A 15318-nucleotide genomic window follows, 5' to 3' on the forward strand; every position below is an offset into this window, starting at 1 on the left:
GACTCAGGCTCCCGGGGCGGCTGCGCTGGCGGCCGCCTTGGCTTCGTCCTGTTGTGCCGCCAGCGCCAGATCGGCTGCTTGCGCACGTTGCATGGCCGGGCGTGCCATGACGCGGTCAATGTAGGCGCGCACCACGGGTGTTTCCGGCATCAGCTTGAACTTCGTGATCCAATCCAACGCGGCACCCCAGAGCACGTCTGCCGCCGTGAAGCGTTCACCCAGCAGGTAAGGCCCCTTGGCGAGCTGCGCGTTGATCGTGTTGACCACGGTGTCGAAGTCGCCATATGGCGACAGCGAATAGGCGGCTGGCTCGCGCTTCATCGAGCGGTCCACCACGGCCGGCTCAAAGCACGCGCCATAGAACGCCATCCAGCGCAGGTAGGCACCACGCAGCGGATCTCCCACTGCCGGTGACAGACCCGCCTCCGGATACAGCTCTGCCGCATACATGTAGATGGCGGCCTGCTCGGTCACCACCTCGTCACCGTGGCGTAGCGTCGGTACTTTGCCCAGCGGGTTGAGGGCCAGGAACGCCGGCGCCTTGTGCTCGCCCGTGCTCAGGTCGAAGGGGTGCAGTTCATAGTCGGCGCCCAGTTCTTCGAGCAGCATGCGCACGCCGCGCGAGCGGCTGCGCGGTGAGTGGTAGAGGATCAGGTGGCGGTCTTGCGACATCGTGGTCTCCGGTGTGCGGTGGATGCGTGAATCAGAGACTGTCACTGTAGGCTGACGATTCCCCTCGCGTCTTGGAAAAACCCGCTGCGGCGGTGCATCATCGCGACATCGCTCCCGATGCCGTTTCCATGACCGATCTGCATGATGTTGCCGAGCGCCCCAAGGGCGTGGTCGATCCGCTGGCCTTTCGCCAGCGCGTTCGCTTGAACCGCTACCAGCCGAGTGCCGCGCTGGCCGGCGTGCTGGATCACCACTGGATCGTTGAATGGGATCTGCATGGCCAGCCGCCGTTTACGCAGCGCACGCTGCCGTATCCGTGCGTGAATGTGGTGTTCGACCGGCGGCAGACCGGCATCTTTGGCGTGGTGTCAGGCGCCTTCGAGACCACGCTGGCCGAGGCGGGTCGCGTGATCGGCCTGCGCTTTCGGCCCGGCGCCTTTCGTGCGTTCTTCGGCAAGCCCTTGCAATTGCTGACCGACAAGGTTCTGCCAGTCTCCACGCTGCTTGATTGCGACGATGTGCAGGCCGAAGAGATCGTGCTGAGCGCACAGGATGACGCGGGCATGGTGGCTGCGGCAGAAACCTTGCTGTTGCGCGTGCTGCCGCCGCCCGACCCGCAGGTCGAGCGCATCCACACCATCCTGCAGATGCTGCAGCAGGACGCGAGTTTGACCCAGGTGCGCGATCTGGCCGAACGCGCGGCCCTGAGCGAGCGCACGCTGCAGCAAATGTTCTCGGAGTACGTGGGCGTGACGCCCAAGTGGGTGATTCGCCGTTACCGCCTGCATGAAGCGGCCGATCAACTTGCCAACGGCGCGGCCGTCGATCTGGCCGAACTTGCGCATGCGCTGGGTTATTTCGACCAGGCGCACTTCACGCGCGATTTCCGTCGTCTTGTTGGCAAGGCGCCGGCAGAGTACCGGCGCACCAATCAACCCTGACGCGCCATGCGCCTCAGTCGGCCGCTGCCGACAGGTCGTGCGTAGGCGATGGCGGATCGCTCATCACACGGTTGCGTCCGGCCAGCTTGGCTTCATACAGCAGGCGGTCCGCACGTTTGAGCAGCGATTCCAGCGTCGGGTGGTCCACCGCCTGCGCCACGGCCACGCCAAAGCTGGCTGTCATGCGGCAGGGCACGTCGGTGCCGGTCGGTACGGTTACCTCGGCAATGCCCCTGCGTAGGCGCTCGGCCACGCTGCGTGCTTGCTCCAGGCTGTCTGCCCACACCATCACCGCGAATTCCTCGCCGCCAATGCGTGCCACCAGGTCGGCTGCAGGGCCATCGGTGCGGCACAGGCGCGCGACGGTGCGCAGTGCCTCGTCACCGACGGCGTGGCCGTAGGTGTCGTTGATGCGCTTGAAGTGGTCAACGTCAAACATCACCAGCGCGATGAGCGGCGCCTTGGGTGTGGGCGCCTTGCACATCGCAATCGACTGATCTTCAAAGGCGCGGCGGTTCAGCAGTTGGGTGAGCGGGTCGGTCTCGGCCATGCGCGCGAGTTCCTGCATCAGGTGCGCGCGCTCCAGTTCAAGCCGGCGCCGCTCGATGCTGTTGATGCGCAGTACGCGGATCGCCTCGAACATCGCGCGGATTTCGCGCCGCGTGAAGCTGGTCGGGATATGCAGGCTCAGGTTGCCGCTTGCGATGGCATCGATCAGGCGCGTGGCGTTGACGAACGGCCGCACCACGTCACGGCGGAACGAGACGATCATCCACGCCAGCGCCCCCAGCACCGACAGCACGGCCGCCGCCGAGCCCAGCAGCACCCAGAGCATGGCGCCCCGGTGCGCGCGGATGTCGTCTTCGGCCAGGCGCAGCACGTTGTCGCGGAAATCGGTGATGGCGCGCATGGTCGGCACGTAGCGCTCGGCGAACTGGCCAGTGGTGACGTTCGCCCCGCCGGGTTGGCTGGTGGCGGCACGCACGGCTTCGAGATAGCGTAGGCCGTCGCCAAAGTACTGTGCATTCAGCGTGTCCATGGCCTGCTGGTCCAGCGCGGACCCGCGCACGATGCGCGTCTCGATCATGGCGCGCAGCTGGTCGATGCGGCCATGCGTGCGCTCGATGGCGAGCTGTTCACGCTGCGTCAGCTTGCGGCGCATGGCCAGCGCGCTGGTGAAGCGCGAGCCGAGCTGGCCGGCGTACTCGCGCAGGTCGGCGGCCAGCCGGGCCAGTGTCAGGCAGTTGAGCACGTCGGGGTCGCCGCGCGTGATGTTGGCCGTGCGTGCGTTGATGATCGGCATGAATTCGGGAATCACCCCGATCATGCGGTCCACCGCATCCGCCAGCGCACCATTGCTGCGCGACGGCAGGGGCAGGGCGACGAGGTTGTCGACGTTCTGGCGCGCGCGGGACAGGTCGGCCTGCGCCTGGCGCGCGGCATTGGCGTCGGCAATGCAGTCGGGGCAGTGATCGGGTTGCAGTGCGTTGAGCAGCGCGGCGAGGCGTTCATCGCTGGCGGCGCGCATGCGTTGCAGTGCGGCGGTACGTTCGGCCGGCAGCGGCAGGTCTTCGCCCAGCACACCGTTGGTGGGGCCGCGCTCGGCCGAGACCTTCTCCATCGTCAACAGTACGGCGCGCAGCGCCTGGAAGCTGCGCGCGGCGTCATCCGCCCGGCCATAGGCAAGCCATGCATAGCCGAGCAGCCAGCATGAGAGCGAGAGCACCGGGATGAGGACGATGGCGACACTGGCGCCGAAGCGCCTGTCCATCGACGTTTCTGAGGACATGAGCGGGAGCAGTGGCGTCGTGGCGGCCCTAGCGGACAAATCGGCGAAGGTGGCGGCGCAGCGGATGTGCGCGATGCTCATCCAGCCTAACGGCAAGACGGAGGGCATCTTTACGCCGCCATTGAACGCGCGCGCGGCCCCCAGACTGCAAACAAATGAAAAAGGATACTTGTGGATCCTTTAGCGAGCGCAGCGGATTCCCGATGGCGTGCCTGGAGCGGAACGTTGGGGTATGGCGTCACAGACTTCTGCCGTGGCAGCAGTACTGGCGCTGTCAGCGAACCCGTTGCCCGTGATTTCGTGCGAGCAGGTTCGTGTGCGAAGTGACCTACGACAAAGCGGGGGCATGGGCGACCTGCCGACAGCGATCGCACATCATGGCGATCGGGCGGGAGCCAGTCCTGCCGATGATTGACCGGTGAACTTGTAGCGTGGGGCAGCTCAGGTTGCCGTGGAAGGCTCGGCAGCCAGCGGCGATGCTTCGGGCCGGGCGCGCCACCAGGCTGGTGTGAGGCCCGGCTGCACCATGTCGAGCCGCGCACCGATGGTTGGCGTCAGCACCTCCACCGAGTGAGCACGCGCCGCTGCGGCAATGCGTTCGAACGGATCCTGCCAGGCGTGGAACGCCAGATCGAACGTGCCGTTGTGGATCGGCACGAGCCGGCGCCCGCGCAAATCCAGATGCGCCTGAACGGTCTGCTCCGGCAGCATGTGCACGTACGCCCAGCGCGGGTCGTAGGCACCGGTTTCCATGAGGGTCAGGTCGAATGGCCCGAAGCGTTCGCCGATGGTCTTGAAGCCGGGGAAGTAGCCGGTGTCGCCGCTGAAGAAGAGCCGCAGGTCGTCATCGATCATGACCCACGACGCCCATAGCGTGCGATTGTTGTCAAACGGCGCGCGGCCCGAGAAGTGCTGCGCCGGCGTGGCGGTGAACTGCAGGCCGCCCACCGTGGTCGATTCCCACCAGTTGAGCTGCCGCACCTTGTCGGCGGCGATGCCCCAATCGATCAGCCGATCGCCCACGCCCAATGGCGTGAGGAAGTGCTTCACCTTGGGCGCCAGCGTGCGGACGGTCGCGCGGTCCAGATGGTCGTAGTGGTCATGCGAGAGGATGACCGCCTCGATCTCCGGCAGGTCTGCCAGTGCGATGGGCGGCGCGTGGAACCGCTTGGGGCCGAGCCACTGCACCGGCGAGGCACGCTCCGCAAAGACCGGATCGGTCAGCCAGAAGACCCCGCGCAGTTTGAGCAGCACGGTCGAGTGGCCGAGACGGAACAGTGAGCGGTCCGGCGCGGCGAGCAGGGCTTCACGCGTCAACGCCTGGGTTGGCACCGGTTGGTCCGGCACCGTACCTGCCGGCTTGTTGATGAAGGCCCACAACAGACGCAGCCCAGCCCAGAAACCGGTCTTGGGTCGGCGGGCTGCGTTGTGGAAAGCGCGATCTGTGCCGGAGACGGCCGGTGTGTTCGGGGCGGCAGACGGTGAGGGCGAAGCGGACATGAGGGGGAACTCCAACAGCAACGGATTAGCGGATCAGGCAAGGCAGTGAGCCCCGGCTGATGCGTCCTCCGCTGTGATGATGCCTTGCGCCGCCGGATGGGAGGACATAACATGAGGCGGCCTCCGCTTAATATGCGGAGGCATCCTCCGTTTGTCAAGCGAGACCTGATTCAGTGGCCGAGAAGATCACAAGCCGAAAACCCCGAGCCGATGCCGAACGCAACCGCCAACGTCTGCTGGACGTGGCCAAGGTGGCGTTTGCGCAGAAGGGGGTTTCCGCCAGCCTTGAAGAGATTGCGCGCGAGGCGGGCCTGGGGATCGGCACGCTGTACCGGCACTTTCCGACGCGCGAGGCGCTGATCGACGAGATCTACCGGGATGAAGGCAACCGGCTCGTTGAGGCTGCACATCAGCTGTCCGCTGAGCTCGCGCCCTTGGATGCCATTCAGGCGTGGCTACTCCTGTTCATCGGCTATCTGGCCAACAAGCAGATTCACGCCGACGTGCTCAACTGCCTAATCAGCGGCCAGGATGACGAGGGCAGCGACACGCTGTGCACCCTGTCTGCCGACGCGATCGTCGAGGCACTGACCTTGCTGATGCAGCGTGCAAGAGAGGCGGGTGACATCCATCAGCCGATCGAACCGCTTGAACTGCTGTGTGCCATCGCCGGTGTGGCCACGTTCGGCGTCGACACCGATTGGGAGGCCGGTGCGAAGCGCCTGGTTGGGCTGATGGTCTCTGGATTGCGCAACCCGATGCCCGTGTAACGCCACCTTTGCGTGCGCTGGCGGCTGCGTGTGCAAACCGCTATGACAACAGCATCGTCGCGGGCATACTCCGGTTCAACTCTCGTGGCTCCGGCCTTGCCCGGAGCCTTCAGATTTCACCTGCACGCGAAGGCGCACCATGGATAGCGGACACGACCGCCAGTACTTTTTCTACCTTCTGCTGTTCGCCGTCACCGTCGGGCTTTGCTGGATACTCTCGCCTTTTTTTGGGGCGGTGTTCTGGGGCGGCATCCTGGCGATCCTGTTCCAGCCCGTGCAGCGCTGGCTGGTCGCCCGGTTCAATAAGCGACGCAATCTGGCCGCGTTTGTCACGCTCACGCTCATCATCCTGATCGTGATCCTGCCGCTCTTGTTCGTGGCGATCACGCTCGTGCAGGAAGTGGCCTACGTCTATCAGGAAATCAAGAACGCGCAGCCCAACTATTCGCAGTACTTCCAGGACGCCATCCATGTACTGCCGACGTCGATCCAACAGTTGCTTGCCAAGTACGGTCTGGCCAACTTGCCCGCGCTCCAGCGCAAGCTTAGCGACGGTGCCGCGCAGATCAGCCAGTTTGCGGCCACCCAGGCGCTCAGCATCGGCCAGAACACGTTCCAGTTTGTCGTCAGCTTTGGCGTGATGCTGTACATGGTGTTCTTCCTGCTGCGCGACGGCGGCGAGATCGGCCGTCGCGTGCGCCGCGCGCTGCCGCTTGATGAAGCGCATAAGAACCTGTTGCTGGCCAAGTTCACGACGGTCGTGCGCGCCACCGTGAAGGGCAACATCGCAGTGGCGCTCGTGCAGGGTGCACTGGGCGGCTTCATCTTCTCGGTCGTGGGTATCCAGGGCGTCGTGCTGTGGGGTGCACTGATGGCATTTCTGTCGCTGCTGCCCGCGATTGGCGCGAGCATTGTCTGGGTGCCGGCCGCGCTGTACTTCCTGGCGACGGGCGAACTGGGGAAATGCGCGATCCTCGTGGTGTTCTGCGTGGGCGTGATCGGGCTCGTGGACAACCTGCTGCGCCCGATCCTCGTCGGCAAGGACACGAAGATGCCCGACTGGGTCGTGCTGATCTCAACACTGGGCGGGATGGCGCTATTCGGCATCAACGGCTTCGTGATCGGGCCACTCGTCGCCGCGCTGTTCATGGCGAGCTGGGACATCTTTGCGCGCGCCGGGCAGGCCGAGTGACACAGGCCGCGCCGTGATGGGCGTCACGCCCATGCCCACGGCGTTAGGGGCGCAGCCAATACGCCCATTACATCGACCCTGATGGCGATGGCGCCCTTCGGGCCCGAGGTTGGCTCGTTTGCTGGCATTGCCTGCGTGGTGAGCTACCGCTTCTCAGGTCACGCCGGCATCTATCACGCGCAGCGCATCAGTCATGCGGTGCGCCCGTCCGAGCCAGACGAGGCTGGCCTGTCTGCCGCGCAGGCGATCGGGCAGGCATCCGCAGTCTCCACTGAACGCCCGCAACGCGGATCTGCGGGTCAGGCCACGCGCGATCTCCATCCTCAATCGCTTTCGACGCGTTCCATCACGATGGCTTTGGCTGAATTGAGATGCGCGATGGTCGTCGAGCGTGCGCAGTGTTACGTGGCGAACTCCGTCAATTTTCCCGTCCGCTGCGAGCCAGTCATCGAGTTTTCCGGCGCGTAAGGCGTTGGCGCGATGGGCGCGACATGGGCGGGCCGTTGCTGAACAGGCCCCTCACCACTATCTGAAATTCGGATAGTCGATATCGGCGCTATGTATTTGCGTAATTTTAGTGGCATTCCTAGGATTCAGATCACATCCGCTATGCGCACAGCTGTTCATAGGTAGAACAAATGGTGGGCAAGACGGATATCCGGCGATGTGTTGATGCGCGGCTGTTCTTCCCCCGATCAACCGCTCGTTCTGCCGCTTCGCCTTCAGACGATGTGCCTTTGTCCACACAGCCCCAAGGAGTGTCACCATGAAAGCCCTCTCATACGCAATCCGCGCCGCCGCAGTCGCCTTCTCAGCAGTGGCGCTTAGCTCGAACGCCGCGGCCGCCGCGCCCGTCAAGAACATCGTGCTGGTGCACGGTTACTTTGCCGATGGGTCAGGCTGGCAGGCCGTGGCCAAGATTCTCATGCGCGATGGCTACCAGGTCTCCGTCGTGCAGCAACCCGAGACGTCGTTCGATGAAGACGTGAAGGCCACCACCCGCGTGGTTGAGGCGCAGGACGGCCCCAGCATTCTGGTCGGCCATAGCTACGGTGGCGCCGTCATCACGGAGGCCGGCAACCATGAGAAGGTGGCGGGTCTGGTCTATGTAGCCGCGTTCCAGCCCGACACCGGCGAAAGCCCGCTCGACCTGACCAAGAAGATGCCGCCCGCCACCCAGGCCATCAAGCCGACGCCCGATGGCTATCTGTACTTTGACCCGGCGGCCTTCCCCGCGGACTTTGCCGCCGACGTGCCCGCCGCTGAAGCCAAGTTCATGGCGATCTCGCAGGTGACACCGGCTGCGCAGTCGTTTGGCGTGCCGATCAAGCAGGCTGCCTGGAGGACGAAGCCGAGCTGGGCGCTCGTGGCCACTGCGGACCGTGCGATCAATCCTGACCTGGAGCGCTTCATGACCTCACGCGCCGGCAGCAAGACGATCGAGATCAAGAACGCCAGCCACGTCGCCTACATCTCGCATCCGGCTGAAGTGGCGAAGCTCATTGAGCAGGCCGCAAAGCAATCCATCAAAAACTGAAGCAACGCGACGCCCCGCCTCAGACCGGTGTGCTGGTCCGAGGCGGGGCGGACATCGATTTGAACTGTGCTGCTTCAACAGATTCGCATACGGGGTTGCTTCGCTGATTCTGTGGCAGCGGTTAGATCGCCCACCTTTCCTCACGACGCGTGGGCATCAGCTTTTGTCGACAGATGACGCTCGCCGTTATCACCGGCGTGGTTGTCCGTTCATCAATGCCGCAGCCGAATACCCTGATGGCGAGATTCGCGAGGTCATCGACAGGCATTGTGCATGGTTCCGCCAGAGGCTCGGTGCCGTGTGCAAGGCGGCAGGCATCCCGAACGCAAACCAAGCCGCCGCTGCCTTGGTCCTGCTGCGCGATGCCGCCCTTGTTGGTGTCTACCTCGACGGCGATGCGGTGACGACCACCTTCCGCCGGACAGCACGCCAGGTTGTTGGGCTGAGCTGAACCCGCGCGCTCCATCCATCACCGCTGCGGAATCCAGCGGGTTATTCGGCAATGCAAATTGTGGCTTGGATGCTTATCAGAAAGCGGGTAAGACTCGAGTAAGAATGCGCACCTACAGTCGACCGATGCACTGAAGCGGCATCAGGTCGCTTTTCCCGAAAACGTCGATCGAACGCAGGGAGGACGCGTGGCCCACCAGACGATGATGCGAGATCTCAGCCGGGTCGCTCCCGATGGCAGCTTGGCGAGTTGCGAGACGCCCGCGATGTGGAAGCGGAGGTCCATTTCGCCCTCGCTATCGCCGGTCATGGTCGACCACTACATCGCCACTGGCGACGTCGAACTCCTGGACATGGTGACCACCGGGGAGATATTCACTCTCTATCTGACGCCACGGGTCAAAACGGAAGTTCGAATGGAGGGGCGAGGGTGGAGCACGATGCACCTTCGAACGCCGCTGGCGTTTGTCGCACCGGGGTTCTACTTTGCTGGCCGAATATCAATGCCCATCGAGTGGGTGAACATCCACTTTGATCCGTCATGGCTGGCCCAGTCAGGTCTGCAGACGAATGGGAAGGCTGGCGATGCTGCGCTCCGGTATGACCTGAGCGATGCGCTACTCATGCAGATCGTCCGATCGATTCATGAAGACGCGCTCGCGGGAATGCCGCTGGGGCCGATGTATGCGGAAGCGCTGGGAGCCGCTGCCCTGCGCCGCATGACGTATCTGGAATCGCGCCCGCGGCCGAGGGAATACGCGCACGCGCCGATGATGCAAAAAGCCGTTGAGTACATCCAGGACAAGTTCCGAGATGAATTGACGCTCCAGATGGTTGCCAATGCAGTGGACTATCCGGGCGATCTCTATTCGTTCATCCGAAGCTTCAAGAAAGCCCACGGCCTGACGCCGCATCAATACATTATCGAGAGCCGCCTGCAGGCCGCGCGCACCCTGATCACCAGCGGGCAATGCGATGTGACCGAGGCCGCGTTCACCTGCGGCTTCTCGACCGCCAGCCACTTCTCTGCGACGTTCCGCAAGCGGTGGGGTGTGTCTCCTTCCGAGCTCAAGCCGGGCCCTGCGATCCTCACGCGAGCGGAAGCGAGAGAATCCACAGACCGCTGATTGTCAGCACGATCGTCAGTACAAGCAGCGGAAGCTCGCTGACGACGGTGGTTCTGGCGGTACTGCGGTGCCTCACGGAGATCGCGTGGGTGATGTACACGCTCAGGAGGTGCCCGACGAGAATCAGCAGCACCTGAGCGTGCCAGATATAGCCCATGTTGATGAGCGATTGCGCTGGCGTGGTCTCGCTGAACGTAGGCAGCGCCGGCAGCAGATGCCAACCGCGCCCAAGTGGATCGGAGACGAGCGCGAGCACTTGCCGCCACTGTCCCAAAAATAGCGTGAAGTAATGGCAGACGTTATAGAACAGGGCAATGGGGAGCAGTGCGAGGCAAAACTGCTGCGTGATCGTTTTTCCATTCAGCGGCGCACTTGCGCTCATCGCCTGAAGCGCACAGAACAGCCGAAACAGAACGCAGTACGCCACGCCGATGGCAGCGAACGTCAGCCACTGCCAGACCAGAAGCACTTCGGCGGATAGCGCGTAGTTATTGCCGAGCGCCGGAACATGGTGCACGACGTGCGGGTAGATGCCGCCCCAGAAGAATCGATTCCAGGCGGCTGTGTCTCGCAAGCCATCGTAAGCCGTCGACGCAAGCATGAACGAGAGGAAGGCCACGATGCTCATGTGTGAGGGCGGCTCACTTGAGATATCGGCAATCGGATTTCTCAGTTGGATGGCAGCGTCACCGTTGGATAGCGAACGCCATCCGAGCGGTGAGAGCTTGGCGCACAACCGATACAGGATCCCCAGCGTGTCAAAGTGCGTAAGCCACACGTCTCGGCCGAAGCAGAGCGACCCTGCCAGTGCATACGCGACGTATGCCAGGAGAAACACGCTGACGTCTCTCGGTTTTCCGGCGCCGAATAACTCGAGTGCGATGAGCGCGATGTACGAGACCAATGCCGGATAGGCGGCGAGGGATCGGGAATAGCGATACCGCCCTGTTTCGAGCGCCGGGAAATGCCGTGCCGCGATTCGCAATAGCCAGGCCACCGGATTGGCGAAAGCGTAGACGTCTCCAAGCACGGCGCTCACATAGACCGACCCCAGATAGAACCAGATCCAGAAGCCCGACATGCTGATGTTCTGAAACGGATTCTGGGTTCCGGCCAACCCGGCGACGACCAACAGCGTGAGGAACAATGTGCTGGCGACTTGTCCAGCCTTGAGCACTGCAGCCGGTATGCGCAGCGCTTTCCGCCGCTGAGCCGACCACGAGCCGACATGAGGCATCCGGGCGTTGGATGCGAACGCGAGGATCATGAAGGAGATGATGAGCGTGCTCGTGGCCGCGTACGCATACAGCCACAGCGGAACCGGCAGGTAGTACGGAACGTTCCAGGCATGAGCCTCGGCCACGGTCGGCATGCATGCAACGGCCAGTGCAGTCCAGACGGCTCGGCGCCCCGGTGCTTGCCGCAAGCCGTGTTCGATATCAACTGACATTTAAGTGCCTTCCGTCTTCTGTCTTCCGGCTCAGTAGTCCGCCGATGAGATCAACCCTGTGATCTTCCAGTCAGATCCACTGCGCTTCTCGGCGAGCACGCCAATGGTGTCGTAGGGCGCATCGAGCAGCTTGATCAGTGCTACGGCTTGTTTTTTCCCGTCAGCCGAATCTGGCAGCGCAAACACAAGGAAGGGCAGGATCGGCGACGGCTTATCCCCTTCCAAGATGAGCGGCAGCACGGCGCTGTTCAATGACTTGAATACCTCGAACGCGGCGCGCTGGCGAAGCGGTGACGACGCACCGCGTGCCGGTTGCGACTGCGCTTCGAAGGCAAGGTAGCTTCCGTGATCCCGTAGCCGCCATCCGATCAGTTGATCGACCAGCGTGTCGTCGGGCTGATGGTTGCGCCCGGTGGCGAGTGCGGACAACCAGCGCTTGTCGACCGGTGACGTGGTGACCCAATCGCTGAAGAAGCTTGAGTAGAAATCGATGAGCGCCTTGTCCACACCGAATTGCGCTGTCGGCGCCATGGGTGTTGGAACATCGCGCCGGCCTTTCCAACGGCGTGCCTCCCACTGGGGGCCGTCCGGCAGGCTGGTTCCGTCGAGAAACGATGTATCTGCAACCTCGTTCGCGGCGAACCACTCAGACTTGGCACGCTTCGTTCGTGCACTGGTGAAGCCTGCGAGCGCGGGTTTGACCTGCTCCCAGGTCAACGCGGTTCTGCGTACTCCATTGATGCTCGGGTACTTCAGCATCTGCGCGTACGTGGCCTTCGCCATCGCTTCCACGTCGGCGGGCCAACGCCAGGTCAAGTCTGCATCGTGACTCTGCGGCGCGCCACGATCAAGCGGCGCGGCCATGGCGAGATTGGCGTCGCACGCGATGCCGTGGCGGCTCCAATCTGGCACGGAAGGCGTGCCCTGATGTGCCCACGAATCCTGCAGCGCATGGAGTGAGCGCCCGAACTCGCCGAGCATGAATGCGGCCTTGTCTCCGTCGGCGCGCTTGAGCGCTGCGTCCACCGTGGATTGCGAGGCGGAGCCTCCTGCCGCCACCGGCCGGGCCTGCGCGGGCGCCGGCGTTTTGCTTGCGCTTGGATAGTGCCGAGCCTGGCTGTCCACAGCGTCGGGCGCGTAGCGCGACAGGCACGCAAACTGCAACGGGGACGTCATGTATTCGATCGACCCTGCATCGAGGCGCTGATTCGCAATCGCAATCGCCTCCGCTTCGCCAGCTGCGAACCCCGCTTTCTTTGCTAGCCAGTACGTCAGCCCGAAGTGCACGTCGGACTCGAAGGCATTGCATGTCAGCGGAACGGCAAGTGCGGCGAGCAATGACAACGTGGAGAGTTTCAGGAGTCGTGATGCGTGGGGCTGCATGGTGGCTATCTTGGTTGTGCCCCCTCGGGCTGTGACACGAGGGGGCTGCTGCTGCGTTTCAGTTGCCGATCTCAATCGCCTTCGTGCTTTCGGGGAATGGCCACGCGCCGTTCTCGAACGCCATGACGAGCAGGCCGTTGTCCTGGCACGCCGTGGTCAGCAGGTGGCGGTCGAAGTCGAAATCGAGACGCGATGCACACCAGTCCGGACCGCCAGCGCGATATTGCCCAAACATGAGTTGCGCGGACCCGGCGCCAGGAGACTTCGCGGAAGCCGGGTTGTAGTAGGCGATTTCCTTGGGCTTGGACGGATCCCGGATATCGAACACGCGCACCCCCGAGTTGAAGTAGCTGCAAGCGAGCGCCGTAGCGTTCTCCCGGTTGTCCACGCTGCAGTAGTGACTGCCGTAAGTGAACCAGGTCAGCCCCGCAATGTCGGGCATGACCTTGTCGCAGTTCTGGACAGCGTGCGTTTCCAGCCGAAGTTCAGAGACAAGCTTGGGTGCGGTTTCGTCCGACATGTCGTAGATATGCCCCAGCGGGAATGGCGTCATGCTGGCATTGCACGCCGCTTTGACACCCGCCGCGTTGGGGTCCTGTATGCCCGCTGATCCGCCTTCATCCACTTCGATCACATACGGTTTGCCCGCCACGGCGAATGAGATCGTATGTTGTGCGGCGCTGCCATTGCGCACCGGCACCGTCGTGATGCGGTGCATCTGTGCATTGGGGCGCCGGCTTTGCACCTCGCTGGTATCAATGACGAAGAATCCATTGTCTCCGGTGGCGTTTGCATTGTTGAGCGGCGGGTTGCCCGATCCGTACGCGGTGCCCATGTTTCCGACCGCGGTGAAGTACGCGCGTGTCCCGTTCTGGCTCACGGACAAGCCGTGGGGAGAGGCGCCGAATCCGAGGTCCGACAAGGTGATTGCAGAGATCAGCTTCGGGTGTGTGGGTACGGTCAAATCGACCGCGTAGTAGGCCTTGGACAGCGCTCCGCCAATGTAGTACGTGAAGCCATCCGGCGAGAAACCACCTTCGTGACCGATGGGCGCTTTTGCCGGAATGATGCCGCCGTCCGCGCCAGTACCGACGGGAACGCTGGCAAGCAGTTGCGGCTGGGTGCAGTCGGTGGACACGTCGTACAGATCGATCTCGGGGCCACCGCCACCATTCAGCCCGTTATCCGCCGCCAGGATGCCGCGCGCGACGTTCACGCGCAGCGATTCCCAGGGATCGATCATCGCGGTGGACGTCAACGAACTCACCCGCACGGGTTGCGCCGGGTTGGTGATGTTGATGACCGGTACGCCGGGGTTCATGCGCGGCGGCGCGGCCGGGTTGGTGAATAGCGCGCTCGGGCCCATTGTGGAGTGATAGAAGCACGTTTGCCCCTTCTTGTCGGTGTAGGTCGCGGCGGACCACGAAGCCCCTTCCCCCTGCACCTGGCTGACGAGTTTCAGGTTGCAGTTGAAGCCATTAAATCCAGCCTGCCGGAGCGCCGCTGGCACTTGGCCTTGCAGCGCCGTCTCGGGCGTATCGGTCGGGGCGCAGCTTTGCACCTTGGGAACGACATAGTCGGCTACAGATACGGCGGGCGCTGCGGGCGCTGCGGGCGTGGTGGTGGCTGCGGTATCGTCCGAACCTCCTCCGCAGCCGGTGAGTACGAACGTGCTGAGCGATATCGCTATCGCGACGCGATTCAGTCGTTGCATTGTTGTCTCCTCTAATAATGTTTGAATGGATGGGCTCGTGTTGGGGTCATGACTCCGGATAGATCTCGAGCGTGGCGACTTCGAGCTGTTCACCCGTGCGGGTATGGAAATGCAGCGAGAAGCGCCCCGTGATGCCGACGGGCAAGATGTCCAGTGACTGTGCATTTCCCGATTCGCATGCAGCGAAGGCGCCGGGGATTTCATGGACCATCAAGACGCCGGGCACTTGCGAATGCACATTGATATGCGCAGGCACGCCTTCGCGAAGCGTGATCACAGGCCGATCCCAGGGCGCCTTGTCACGATCGACATCGACGGTGAATTGCCGAGGATTAGGAGGCGTTGCGTCTGCCCACGACAGATGCCGTGCAATGCCGTAGGCGAGCATCAGCGCTGTCGTGGTGACGATCAATGCGAGGTACCGGCCCCATTGTCTCGGCTTCCTCTGCTCGGTGCGTGCGTGGCATTCCATGGCTCTCACATCCAGTACTCGACCGGCCGCTGGGTCGGGCATCGATGCGATGGATGTTAGTGAGCGACGTGACGCCGAGATATCGGCTTATTGCGGACTGTCGAGAAATTGCGTACTGACTAACCCCAGTCGCTGCAGAAAAAGCGTGGCCAGCGCGTCAAAGCACCTGAGCACGATCGATGAGATGAAGACAGCGCCTCTCTCATGCCAGAGCAACAACGGGCTGCGCTTCGCTAGGGAAAACCATAGTGTCTGCCGCACCGCTCACGAGGGGCCGAGTAAGAGTTCAGTCAGTTTCGCTATCCAGAATCGCCGCACTCA

General features: G+C 63.1%; 13 protein-coding genes and 1 pseudogene. 7 read left to right on the forward strand and 7 right to left on the reverse strand.

Going from position 1 to position 15318, the window contains the following annotated elements; genetic code table 11:
• Window positions 1–3: 3 nt before the first annotated feature.
• A complete protein-coding gene (locus V6657_RS02935) occupies window positions 4–672 on the reverse strand; it encodes a glutathione S-transferase family protein (RefSeq protein WP_048934140.1) in 669 nt (222 codons plus the stop codon).
• Window positions 673–800: 128 nt separating this feature from the next.
• On the opposite strand from V6657_RS02935, the gene V6657_RS02940 reads away from it, so the two are divergent.
• On the forward strand, window positions 801–1613 hold the full coding sequence (locus tag V6657_RS02940; protein ID WP_048934192.1) for a helix-turn-helix domain-containing protein: 813 nt from the start codon (window positions 801–803) through the stop codon (window positions 1611–1613).
• 13 nt (window positions 1614–1626) lie between these two features.
• On the opposite strand, the gene V6657_RS02945 is transcribed toward V6657_RS02940, so the two are convergent.
• Window positions 1627–3384, reverse strand: coding sequence for a GGDEF domain-containing protein (locus tag V6657_RS02945; protein ID WP_048934141.1), 1758 nt, complete (start codon window positions 3382–3384; stop codon window positions 1627–1629).
• A 459-nt stretch (window positions 3385–3843) separates the two neighbouring features.
• Entirely contained in the window at window positions 3844–4902 is a 1059-nt protein-coding gene (locus V6657_RS02950) for an MBL fold metallo-hydrolase (RefSeq protein ID WP_048934143.1), read from the reverse strand.
• 173 nt (window positions 4903–5075) lie between these two features.
• Between V6657_RS02950 and V6657_RS02955 the strand changes: the two genes are divergently transcribed.
• The 6 genes and pseudogenes from V6657_RS02955 (at window position 5076) to V6657_RS02980 (ending at window position 9978) form a co-directional block, all read left to right on the forward strand.
• The gene (locus V6657_RS02955) at window positions 5076–5672 is read left to right on the forward strand and encodes a TetR/AcrR family transcriptional regulator (RefSeq protein WP_048934144.1); all 597 of its coding nucleotides are present in this window, start codon (window positions 5076–5078) and stop codon (window positions 5670–5672) included.
• Between the two features lie 139 nt (window positions 5673–5811).
• Complete coding sequence (locus V6657_RS02960) at window positions 5812–6864, forward strand: AI-2E family transporter (RefSeq protein WP_048934145.1); 1053 nt, start codon at window positions 5812–5814, stop codon at window positions 6862–6864.
• A 48-nt stretch (window positions 6865–6912) separates the two neighbouring features.
• Window positions 6913–7062 (forward strand): annotated as a pseudogene (locus V6657_RS02965) (voltage-gated chloride channel protein); the annotation flags it as partial.
• 568 nt (window positions 7063–7630) lie between these two features.
• Entirely contained in the window at window positions 7631–8401 is a 771-nt protein-coding gene (locus V6657_RS02970) for an alpha/beta hydrolase (RefSeq protein ID WP_048934147.1), read from the forward strand.
• A gap of 163 nt (window positions 8402–8564) precedes the next feature.
• A complete protein-coding gene (locus tag V6657_RS02975; RefSeq protein WP_137884653.1) occupies window positions 8565–8852 on the forward strand; it encodes a hypothetical protein in 288 nt (95 codons plus the stop codon).
• A gap of 307 nt (window positions 8853–9159) precedes the next feature.
• Entirely contained in the window at window positions 9160–9978 is an 819-nt protein-coding gene (locus V6657_RS02980) for an AraC family transcriptional regulator (RefSeq protein WP_248694710.1), read from the forward strand.
• Here V6657_RS02980 and V6657_RS02985 read toward each other — a convergent pair.
• The 4 genes from V6657_RS02985 to V6657_RS03000 are packed head-to-tail and all read right to left on the reverse strand — an operon-like array spanning window position 9941 to window position 14913.
• Window positions 9941–11428, reverse strand: a complete 1488-nt coding sequence (locus V6657_RS02985; RefSeq protein WP_048934149.1) for a hypothetical protein — start codon at window positions 11426–11428, stop codon at window positions 9941–9943. The two genes, V6657_RS02980 and V6657_RS02985, sit on opposite strands and share 38 nt — an antisense overlap.
• A 30-nt stretch (window positions 11429–11458) precedes the next feature.
• On the reverse strand, window positions 11459–12811 hold the full coding sequence (locus V6657_RS02990) for a DUF6765 family protein (RefSeq protein ID WP_048934150.1): 1353 nt from the start codon (window positions 12809–12811) through the stop codon (window positions 11459–11461).
• A 58-nt stretch (window positions 12812–12869) separates the two neighbouring features.
• Complete coding sequence (locus V6657_RS02995) at window positions 12870–14525, reverse strand: hypothetical protein (RefSeq protein WP_048934151.1); 1656 nt, start codon at window positions 14523–14525, stop codon at window positions 12870–12872.
• A 46-nt stretch (window positions 14526–14571) separates the two neighbouring features.
• Window positions 14572–14913: a hypothetical protein gene (locus tag V6657_RS03000; RefSeq protein ID WP_248694708.1), complete on the reverse strand. Its 342-nt coding sequence runs from the start codon at window positions 14911–14913 to the stop codon at window positions 14572–14574.
• Between the last annotated feature and the right edge of the window lie 405 nt (window positions 14914–15318).

This window comes from Ralstonia sp. RRA (assembly GCF_037023145.1).
Lineage (GTDB): Bacteria > Pseudomonadota > Gammaproteobacteria > Burkholderiales > Burkholderiaceae > Ralstonia.